Source organism: Allochromatium warmingii (assembly GCF_900107145.1).
Taxonomy (GTDB): Bacteria; Pseudomonadota; Gammaproteobacteria; order Chromatiales; family Chromatiaceae; genus Thermochromatium; species Thermochromatium warmingii.
Genome location: NZ_FNOW01000005.1, coordinates 90,061 through 99,078, shown reverse-complemented (window position 1 = coordinate 99,078; position 9,018 = coordinate 90,061). Strand labels below are relative to the sequence as shown.

At 57.5% G+C, this 9,018-nt stretch carries 9 protein-coding genes and 1 pseudogene; 2 read left to right on the top strand and 8 right to left on the bottom strand.

Annotated features, from left to right (window positions below):
• Together BLW10_RS02805 and lipA are read left to right on the top strand one after the other, a co-directional pair.
• Window positions 1–351: pseudogene (locus BLW10_RS02805) on the top strand (hypothetical protein); the annotation flags it as partial.
• A 66-nt stretch (window positions 352–417) separates the two neighbouring features.
• The gene (gene lipA, locus BLW10_RS02800; RefSeq protein WP_091332217.1) at window positions 418–1,392 is read left to right on the top strand and encodes a lipoyl synthase; all 975 of its coding nucleotides are present in this window, start codon (window positions 418–420) and stop codon (window positions 1,390–1,392) included.
• Between the two features lie 88 nt (window positions 1,393–1,480).
• On the opposite strand, the gene BLW10_RS02795 is transcribed toward lipA, so the two are convergent.
• From BLW10_RS02795 to rpmJ, 8 genes are all read right to left on the bottom strand, one after another.
• Window positions 1,481–4,984, bottom strand: a complete 3,504-nt coding sequence (locus tag BLW10_RS02795) for a class I SAM-dependent DNA methyltransferase (RefSeq protein ID WP_091332215.1) — start codon at window positions 4,982–4,984, stop codon at window positions 1,481–1,483.
• 39 nt (window positions 4,985–5,023) lie between these two features.
• Complete coding sequence (locus BLW10_RS02790) at window positions 5,024–5,758, bottom strand: SAM hydrolase/SAM-dependent halogenase family protein (RefSeq protein WP_091332214.1); 735 nt, start codon at window positions 5,756–5,758, stop codon at window positions 5,024–5,026.
• A gap of 113 nt (window positions 5,759–5,871) precedes the next feature.
• Window positions 5,872–6,264, bottom strand: a complete 393-nt coding sequence (gene rplQ, locus BLW10_RS02785; RefSeq protein WP_091332212.1) for a 50S ribosomal protein L17 — start codon at window positions 6,262–6,264, stop codon at window positions 5,872–5,874.
• Between the two features lie 83 nt (window positions 6,265–6,347).
• Window positions 6,348–7,361 (bottom strand): DNA-directed RNA polymerase subunit alpha, encoded by a 1,014-nt coding sequence (locus BLW10_RS02780; protein ID WP_091332210.1) that lies wholly within the window; start codon window positions 7,359–7,361, stop codon window positions 6,348–6,350.
• A 22-nt stretch (window positions 7,362–7,383) separates the two neighbouring features.
• Window positions 7,384–8,004, bottom strand: a complete 621-nt coding sequence (gene rpsD, locus BLW10_RS02775; RefSeq protein WP_091332208.1) for a 30S ribosomal protein S4 — start codon at window positions 8,002–8,004, stop codon at window positions 7,384–7,386.
• A 27-nt stretch (window positions 8,005–8,031) separates the two neighbouring features.
• Window positions 8,032–8,421 carry a 30S ribosomal protein S11 gene (gene rpsK / locus BLW10_RS02770; protein ID WP_091332206.1) on the bottom strand — a complete coding sequence of 130 codons (390 nt, stop codon included), beginning with the start codon at window positions 8,419–8,421 and terminating at the stop codon, window positions 8,032–8,034.
• Window positions 8,422–8,459: 38 nt separating this feature from the next.
• Window positions 8,460–8,816 carry a 30S ribosomal protein S13 gene (rpsM, locus tag BLW10_RS02765; protein ID WP_091332204.1) on the bottom strand — a complete coding sequence of 119 codons (357 nt, stop codon included), beginning with the start codon at window positions 8,814–8,816 and terminating at the stop codon, window positions 8,460–8,462.
• Between the two features lie 84 nt (window positions 8,817–8,900).
• Window positions 8,901–9,014, bottom strand: coding sequence for a 50S ribosomal protein L36 (rpmJ, locus tag BLW10_RS02760; protein ID WP_091332231.1), 114 nt, complete (start codon window positions 9,012–9,014; stop codon window positions 8,901–8,903).
• Window positions 9,015–9,018: the final 4 nt, after the last annotated feature.

Below are 9,018 nucleotides of genomic sequence, written 5' to 3'. Positions count from 1 at the left end.
AAGGCCCACTGGTTGGACGCTGCGGCGGTTGGGGCGATCGGCTCTCTGGTGCTTGCCACAGACCGACCATTGCACATAGTCGCCAAAGGGCAGGGTGGGCGGCAGAAAGCCGTGCTCGATCAATTCGGCTACCCAAAACAGCACCGCAGCCTAAAACCGCTTCACGGCTGGCGGTCTGGCGACATCGCACGCTGCGAAGGCAAGACGGGGCGTATTTCGCCGCGTGTCAAAGGCAGTTTCGAGATGCGGCCATTCGATGGTGGGAAACCGTTCAGCCGTCCGATGCGAACCTTTCAACCCCTGCACCGGAATGATGGCTACGACTATGGCACCACAGAAAAGAATAGATAGGCGAGATTGTCCGAAACAAATCGGAGCCGTTTTTTAGGTCGCTTGCTGAGAATATCAGACTATCCCATGTCATCGTCCGACCCGCTCAACGCCCCCTCACGTACCACGCCCGATACCCATCAACGCGGTCACGATAAGCTCGCACGGATTCCCATTCAGGTTGCAACTGACGCGCCGATCTTGCGCAAGCCGAGTTGGATTCGCGCTCGCGCTCCGGTTGGGCCGGATGTGGTGCGCCTCAAACGGCTGCTGCGTGATCGTCAGCTTAAAACGGTCTGTGAAGAAGCACAGTGCCCGAATTTGGGCGAATGTTTCGCGCATGGCACCGCGACTTTTATGATTTTGGGCGATGTTTGCACGCGCCGCTGTCCATTCTGCGATGTGGCGCACGGTCGTCCACAGCCACCCGATCCGCTTGAACCCGAGCAGTTAGCCGAATCGATTGCGCAATTAGGTTTGCATTATGTCGTGATGACATCTGTAGATCGTGATGATTTACGCGATGGTGGCGCGGGGCATTTTGCGGCCTGTTTGCGTGCAATTCGCGGGCGCTGTCCGGCGATTCGGATTGAATGTTTAGTGCCGGATTTTCGCGGCCGTGAAGCGGTGGCGCTGGATTATTTTATTGATGCAGCAGTACCCGATATTTTTAATCACAATTTGGAAACTGTGCCGCGTTTATATGCTGAGGCACGGCCGGGAGCGGATTACGCCGGTTCATTACGACTGTTGCAAGCATTTAAAGCGCGTTATCCAGCCGTGCCGACGAAATCAGGATTGATGCTTGGACTGGGTGAAACTGAGGATGAAATATTAGCGGTGATGCGTGATTTACGCGCACATGATTGCGAGATGCTCACCATTGGGCAATATCTTCAGCCTTCACGCAATCATTTGCCGGTGCGCCGTTATTGGACGCCGGATGAATTCAACGCGCTGCGCCGCGCTGGTGAAATGATGGGATTTGCAACGGTCGCCAGTGGCGCACTGGTGCGTTCGTCTTATCATGCTGAACAGCAGGCGGGGGCGTTGGTGCGCTGAATCCTGCGTGTCTGAACGATCCGTCTGAGTAGTCGGGTACGCATTGCGTACCCAACATCTACACTACACCCACACCCACACCCACGCCTCACCCTACCACCCGATACCGCTCTCCATCGCGGCTGATGCGCCCGAGGTCTTCGAGTGCAGCGAGGACATTGGCGATTTTGGGCGCGGTGGTTTTGGGGCTGCGGAACTGAGCGACGATGGCGTCGAGCGTCAGGGCTTGATCGCCGAGGCTGTCGCGCACGGCGGCGATCTGTTCGCGAAGATTTTTGGGCCAGGTGCGTTTTGTGGCAGCAGTCACCGATGGCGCGGCGTCGAGGTTCGAGGCGTTGAGGTCGGCTTGAGTTTGTTCGGGTGCGGCGGTGGCGCTGGGGTGTTGATAGGCGGGGCGTAGCCAGCGAATCTGGCCGCTGGTTTCTTCAGCGATGCGGCTGGCGTTGAGGGCGACGAGACGTTGCAGCAATAGGTCTTCGGCGTCGGTTTGAGCGGCGGATTTGTCGGGGCGCGGGGTGGTAGCTTCGGGTTGGCCGACCAGCCGTTCGGCCAGATCGTCCCAACCGTAGGCGGCAAAGACGGCGCGATCTAGTTGGTCATGCAGTTCGGCGAGCACCGAGGTCAGGCCGTGAGCGTGGATGATCTTGTCTTTGGCGTTGAGTTCCTCGCCAGCGCGGAGTTTTTCGAGGACGTTGTACATCGCGGTTAGGGTCAGATCCGGATGCGCGGCTTGCTGGCGCTTGCGGTGGGCGTCGAGTTGTTCGGCTAGATCGCGGATGGTGGCGATTTGCTCAACAGTCGCGTCGGGGAAAGGGAAGGTTTCAAAGCAAAGCGTTTTGTTATAGCGCGGACGATTCTCAAGTGTGCCACCTGTCGCAAGCGCCCAGATAACATGCACGCGGCTTGATAATATCCCAAGAATAAACGCCTCATCGCTGGCGATATTAACCAGCATGTTATCCGGCAAAATCGCGGCATCGAGAAATTGAAAAATTCGATGCTTTGTTGTTTCAACTGTAGCGATATAGCGCGGTAGTCCAGCAAGCATATTACGCAAATCTTCGCGGGATCGCCGATGTAGCCACCATTGACGCTGTAATCGAGGATCGCGGTTTTGCTCGCGTTCAGGTTTAACTCGCTCTAATAGCCATTGATAGACTTCAGGAAAACGCTCGCGCACGATCTCAACTGTTAATCCGAACAGATCGATAGCCATGACACCACGCGGTTTATCGGTCAGATCGCGGCCATTGCGATAACTGCGAATAAAGCGTTCGAGTTCAACCATGCGCCCTAGTCCCAGCGCAGCAGCTTCTTCAGCCGTCACGATAAAACCAGCATTGCCAAGCTCGAATCCGCGTTGACTGACGTTCTGATTAGCCCGCAACGGCTGTGCGCCCGCCACATTCGCCCCAATCGTCAAATCGGCAAAAATCCGCCCCGACCGCTCCTGTAGCGCGATCTGGACGGCATCGGCATCGCTCGCGTGTTCTGAGCGCACCTGAAGCAATCGCCCCTCACATTCGCCCGCGATTCCCGCCGTCATCGCAATCCGCACCGCCGCCCCATCTGCCGCATCGACCCAGGGATGATCGGGAATCGCAAAGGTCAGCGCCAGCGGCGGTTGTGCGGCTAACTGCGCCTGAATCACGCGCCGATTAAACGTCTGCCGAATCGAATTGGTGGTGATAAACCCAAAGCGTTTTGCCCGTCCTGCACGTACCGCTTCTGCCGCGAGATGCCACCAATACATCACGAAATCCGCCGATTCGGGCACCTCCGGCCAAGTTCCGCGCACCGCCTCGACATACCCATCACCCAATGTCCCGCGCATCGTCGCCGCGCCAATAAACGGCGGATTGCCGACGATGTAATCCGCTTCCGGCCACGCCGCCCGACGCGGCTGGACATAGCGCACCTGCGCCACCTGCGCTGCGTCATCGGGAATCAGCTCGCCGGTGGTCGCGCTGATTTTTTTCGTCATCCCATCCCAGCGCGTCACTGGCTGACCGTGCGCATCACGGAGCGGCTCCACCGCGTCATATTCAATCAGCGCATCTTGATGCTGAATATTGTGCGCATCGCGTAATACCGGCGTTGGCGGATTCACCGCGCCATAGGTGCGGAAATGCCATTGTAAATAGCCGATCCATAACACCATTTCAGCAATTCGCGCCGCACGCGGATTGATTTCCAAGCCGAGAAATTGACGCGGATCGACGGTCAAGCCTTTTAAATCAAACGCCCGCGCTTTAAGCAAACCGCTCAAAGTTTCCAGCACCTCGCTTTCCAGCCGCTTCATGTGTTCAAAAGCGACATAGAGAAAATTGCCACTGCCACAGGCCGGATCGAGAATGCGTGTTGTACACAACTGTTGATGAAACGCCCGTAGCTCGGCAATCGCGTCTTTGCGCTTGCCTTCGCGTTCACACGCCAGCACCGCGCTCTGTGTCTCCATCCACTCGGCCCGCAACGGCTCAATCACCGTCGGCCACACCAATCGCTCGACATAGGCACGCGGCGTATAATGCGCTCCCAGCTTATGCCGCTCACGCGGATTGAGCGCCCGTTCTAACAGCGTGCCGAAAATCGCCGGTTCCACATGCCGCCAATCGGCCCGCGCCGCCTCTAACAACTGCCCAATCTGTGCGGCATTCAGCGCGATCACCTGCGGATCGGCAAATAACCCGCCATTAAATTGCAACACCTCGACATCCAACGCCGGAGCAAATCCACCCGTATTCATGGTCAGCCACAGACTGCGTAACTGCGGTGCGAATGACTCCGGCTTGACCTGCAACCGCTCCAATAACGCCGTAAAACTGCGCTCCGGCAACAGCCCGACATTCTGCGCAAACATCGTAAACAAACAGCGCATCAAAAAGCTGGCCACCGCTTCCGGCTCCTGCCCGCTCTCCTCTTCCAGCGATTTCGCCAACCGCGCTAACTGATCGGCGATTCCGCGAGTCACCTGACCAGCATAGCGCGTCGGATCAAGTCGCAACGGATCCAGCCACACTAACCGCAATCGCTCACGCATCAGCGGATCGCGCAACTGCTCCAACGTGATCGTATGACTGCGCGGATCGGGAAAGGCGACATAATTCCCGCCGGTACAACTGAACTCGGCATAGAGCGTCAACGCCCGCCCGACATCAGCGATGATGATAAACGGCGGTCGCCCCTCCTCCGGCGGCAAACAGCGCACATAGTTCTCGGCCTGCTGACGCGCCTTGAGAATCGCCGTATCCCAACCGCCGCTGCCGACCGTTTTGCCAGTGTCCTTACCTTCGAGCACAAAACACGCCCGCCGATAACAGTCCACCTTGCGCGGTGTCTGACCGCCATCGGCAAAATATTCGGTTAGCTTGCGCTCGAATACATACGCATTGTCAGTGTGCTGCGAACCCGCCACATCGGGGCGCGGCAGATCGAGCAGTTCACACAACTCAATGATGAACGGTTGCAGATTCGCGGTTTCGTTGCCGCCTTTGCTCTGCACCGCTCCCCAACGGGCGATGAAGGCATCAACGGCTTCGGGAGCGGTGGTGTCAGTGGTATCAATCGAGGACATATCACGAAATTCCGTCATGCTATTTTCAAGTTGTTAGGTGGCTTTTAAACAGCAACTTCAGCCAATCTCAACCCCATCGCCCACCCCTAACGCAAGCTGTCGGGTTGCCGATCCTTGATTAACCGCAATCTCAATTAACCCCAGCGCATTTTCATACCAAAACGCCTGCCCCGGCGCGACCGCGCAAAACGTCCGCGCACTGGGCAGCAATTGACCGCGAACCCGCAATTCTGTCTCAGCCGCTACGCTCGCCGCACGTATCCCCGTCATCAAATTGCCGAAATGATCGACATAGACAATCACCGCCCGCTCATCCGGCCAGTCTGCGCCGATCAGATCAGCGCGTGCCAACGGCGCTAACGCCAAATCTTCACCCACAACCAAGCGCACTGCCGCTGGTGCAAACCAATCGCGTCCGTGAAAACTCGCTGACATCTGCTCCGGCTGCCAACCGATCCGCCATACAGCGGCATCGTCAGCACGTCGCGCCACCAGCGCCAACACCCCATTATCTGGCCCAATCAACCACTGACCATCTGCCCGCATCAGCAGCCCCGCTCGCGCACCGCCGACCCCGGGATCAACAATACCGAGCACCAGCGAATCACGCGGTAGATCACGCAACAGCGCCGGCAGCAGATAAGCGGCCACATCTGGCCGAAACGGTGGTAAATCCTGCATCAAACCAATACAGGGCAAATTGGGCAGGTGCGCATGTAAACGCGCCTGTATCTGCCCGACATACAAATCTGCGCCAAAATCGGTCGCAAGCAAGATGCGTTTGATATTCATCGTGGCAATTGCGGTTCACCGTTCTTTGCAATCCAACCCAATCAAGCAGACACAAAAAAGCCGAGCATTTGCTCGGCTTTCGTCGCACTCAGGCACGGCTTAAAACAACGCCATCAATCCGCGTCGTCCTCGAATGCCGTTGCCTGTTCTGGGCGATCAACCAGCTCGACATACGCCATCGGTGCTGCGTCACTGTGACGATAGCCGCACTTCAGGATACGCAGATACCCACCTGGGCGGCTCTGATAACGTGGCCCAAGTTCAACAAACAACTTGCCGACAACCTCTTTGTCGCGCAGACGAGCAAACGCCAAACGGCGCTTGTGAACTGAGTCCGTCTTCGCTAGGGTGATCAAAGGCTCAGCAACACGACGCAGTTCTTTCGCCTTCGGCAGTGTGGTCTTAATCAGCTCATGACGAAACAGCGAAGCGGCCATGTTGCGGAACATGGCTTCGCGGTGCGAGCTGGTGCGATTCAGTTGCCTTCCGGCTTTGCGGTGACGCATGATCCTGATCCTAAAATAATCGTTAAAGCGTTAGATGACAGGGGTCGGCTGGCGCGGATCGACACAGGATCCACGCATCAGCCTTAGCGAATACTGAGTTCGGCGATGTTGTCGGGCGGCCAATTTTCCAGCCGCATCCCGAGTGACAACCCGCGAGTGGCCAGCACGTCCTTAATCTCAGTGAGCGACTTTTTGCCCAAATTAGGCGTTTTGAGCAACTCGACCTCGGTGCGCTGAATCAGATCGCCAATCAAATAGATGTTTTCGGCCTTGAGACAATTCGCCGAACGCACCGTCAGCTCCAAATCATCGACTGGCCGCAACAGAATCGGATCATACGGCGACTCGTCGCGGGTCTCGGGCAGCAGGGTTTCAGCCGGTGCCGTCCCTTCTAGGGCGACGAAGCTCGATAACTGATCGCGCAGAATGGTCGCGGCCCGCTGGATACTTTCCTTCGGATCAATGGTGCCGCTGGTTTCCAGATCGATCACCAACCGGTCGAGATCGGTGCGCTGCTCAACCCGCGCCGACTGTACCTCGATGGCCACGCGCCGCACTGGACTAAACGAAGCGTCGATTGGTAGCTTGCCGATAGGCCGATCTTCCGTACCATCGAGTTCGCGCTGACTGGCTGGCTCATAGCCACGTCCGCGCCGCACGGTCAACGTCATGCTCAACTCGGTGGCTGCCGTCAGATTGGCAATCACCAGCTCCGGATTTGCGATCTCAGCCGAATGGTCAATCGCAATATCGCTGGCTTTCACTGGCCCCGGGCCGCGCTTGCTCAGAGCAAAGATCGCCTCATCTTTGCCATTGAGCGTGATCGCCAGTTGCTTGAGGTTGAGCAGGATTTCGAGCACATCTTCCTGCACCCCCTCCAGCGTGGTGTACTCATGCAGCACGCCCTGGATCTCGACTTCCGTTACGGCGTACCCGTCCATCGACGACAGCAAGATCCGCCGCAGCGCGTTGCCGAGCGTGTGGCCGAAACCGCGTTCGAGTGGTTCAAGCGAAATCCGCGCATGACGCAGGTTACCGTCAACCGATTCGACCCTGACGATGCGCGGTTTGAGAAATTCGCCAATAGCGTCAGTCATTCAGTGCCTCTCAGGATGCTCCTTACTTGGAGTACAGCTCGACGATCAGCGATTCATTGATGTCGGCTGGCAGATCCGAACGGTCTGGAATGCGCTTAAATACGCCTTTTAGACCCTTGCTATCGACCTCGACCCAATCCGGAAAGCCATACTGCTCGGCTAATGCCATCGCATTTTGCACGCGCAACTGCTTCTTGGCTGGCTCACGTACTTCAACATGATCGTCAGCACCGACCTGATAGGACGGAATGTTGACAATACGGCCGTTGACCAGAATGCTCTTGTGACTGACGAGCTGACGCGCTTCAGCGCGGGTCGCCCCAAAGCCCATCCGGTACACGACGTTATCAAGCCGCCGCTCCAGAAGCTGCAACAGGTTCTCACCCGTTGCGCCCTTCGACTGCGCGGCTTTTTTGTAATAGTTGCGGAACTGGCGCTCTAGCACTCCGTAAATCCGGCGCACTTTCTGCTTTTCGCGCAACTGCACGCCGTAATCGGAAAGGCGACGGCGGCGTTCGGCCATTTGGCCGGGCTGCTTGTCGAGCTTGCATTTGGTATCGAGCGAACGCACGCGGCTTTTGAGCGAAAGGTCTACCCCTTCGCGCCGCGCCAGCTTGCAGGTCGGGCCTATGTAACGTGCCATGTGTCTTCCTGTTGAACTGTCGGGCCGTTAGACGCGCCGCTTCTTGGGCGGGCGGCAGCCGTTGTGCGGGATGGGCGTCACGTCAGTGATGCTGGTGATCTTGAACCCGGCATTATTGAGCGCACGCACGGCAGACTCACGGCCCGGCCCCGGCCCCTTGACGTTGACATCCAAGTTACGCAAACCGTATTCTTTCGCGGCTTGGCCAGCCTTGTCGGCGGCGACCTGCGCGGCGAACGGTGTGCTCTTGCGCGAGCCACGAAAACCCGAACCGCCGGAGGTGGCCCAAGCTAACGCATTGCCCTGTCGGTCAGTGATGGTAATGATGGTGTTATTAAAAGAGGCGTGGACGTGGGCGATCCCATCCGCCACCTGCTTTTTGATCTTTTTCTTTGTGTTGCGAATCGGTTTAGCCATTCGACGTAATCCAGCTCATCTGGGCGAGCGCGAGGCGCTTAGCGTTTGATCGGGCGACGCGGGCCCTTACGGGTCCGAGCGTTGGTACGGGTGCGCTGACCACGCAGCGGCAGCCCGCGACGGTGACGGATGCCCCGGTAGCAGCCGAGATCCATCAGCCGCTTGATGTTCATCGACACCTCGCGCCGCAGATCGCCCTCGACCGTGAACTTTGCGACCTCATTACGCAGCTTGTCGACTTCTTCTTCCGTGAGGCTCTGCACCTTCGTGGTACGCGCAATTCCCGCTGCATCGCAAATCAGGCCCGCGCGGGTGCGACCGATGCCATAGATCGCGGTGAGCGCGATCACAGCGTGTTTTTTATCTGGGATATTGACGCCGGCGATACGGGCCATGTTTACGAACCCCTTAGTCCTAAATGCTCAGCGGGTAAACCGCGCAGTATATCAAACAGTTTGTTCAGGTCAACCAAGTCTCAATCAACCTTGGCGCTGTTTGTGACGTGGATCCGTACAGATCACACGTACCGAACCATTGCGCCGAATAATTCGGCAGTTTCTGCACAGCTTTTTGACGGATGCACGCACTTTCATGTTT

Excerpts from the sequence above, each read along its gene's own strand:
- rpsK (WP_091332206.1), bottom strand. The coding sequence starts at position 8,421 with ATGGCTAAACCGATTCGCAACACAAAGAAAAAGATCAAAAAGCAGGTG.
- rpsM (WP_091332204.1), bottom strand. The coding sequence starts at position 8,816 with ATGGCCCGTATCGCCGGCGTCAATATCCCAGATAAAAAACACGCTGTG.
- rpsD (WP_091332208.1), bottom strand. The coding sequence starts at position 8,004 with ATGGCACGTTACATAGGCCCGACCTGCAAGCTGGCGCGGCGCGAAGGG.
- BLW10_RS02795 (WP_091332215.1), bottom strand. The coding sequence starts at position 4,984 with ATGACGGAATTTCGTGATATGTCCTCGATTGATACCACTGACACCACC.
- BLW10_RS02780 (WP_091332210.1), bottom strand. The coding sequence starts at position 7,361 with ATGACTGACGCTATTGGCGAATTTCTCAAACCGCGCATCGTCAGGGTC.
- rplQ (WP_091332212.1), bottom strand. The coding sequence starts at position 6,264 with ATGCGTCACCGCAAAGCCGGAAGGCAACTGAATCGCACCAGCTCGCAC.
- lipA (WP_091332217.1), top strand. The coding sequence starts at position 418 with ATGTCATCGTCCGACCCGCTCAACGCCCCCTCACGTACCACGCCCGAT.
- rpmJ (WP_091332231.1), bottom strand. The coding sequence starts at position 9,014 with ATGAAAGTGCGTGCATCCGTCAAAAAGCTGTGCAGAAACTGCCGAATT.
- BLW10_RS02790 (WP_091332214.1), bottom strand. The coding sequence starts at position 5,758 with ATGAATATCAAACGCATCTTGCTTGCGACCGATTTTGGCGCAGATTTG.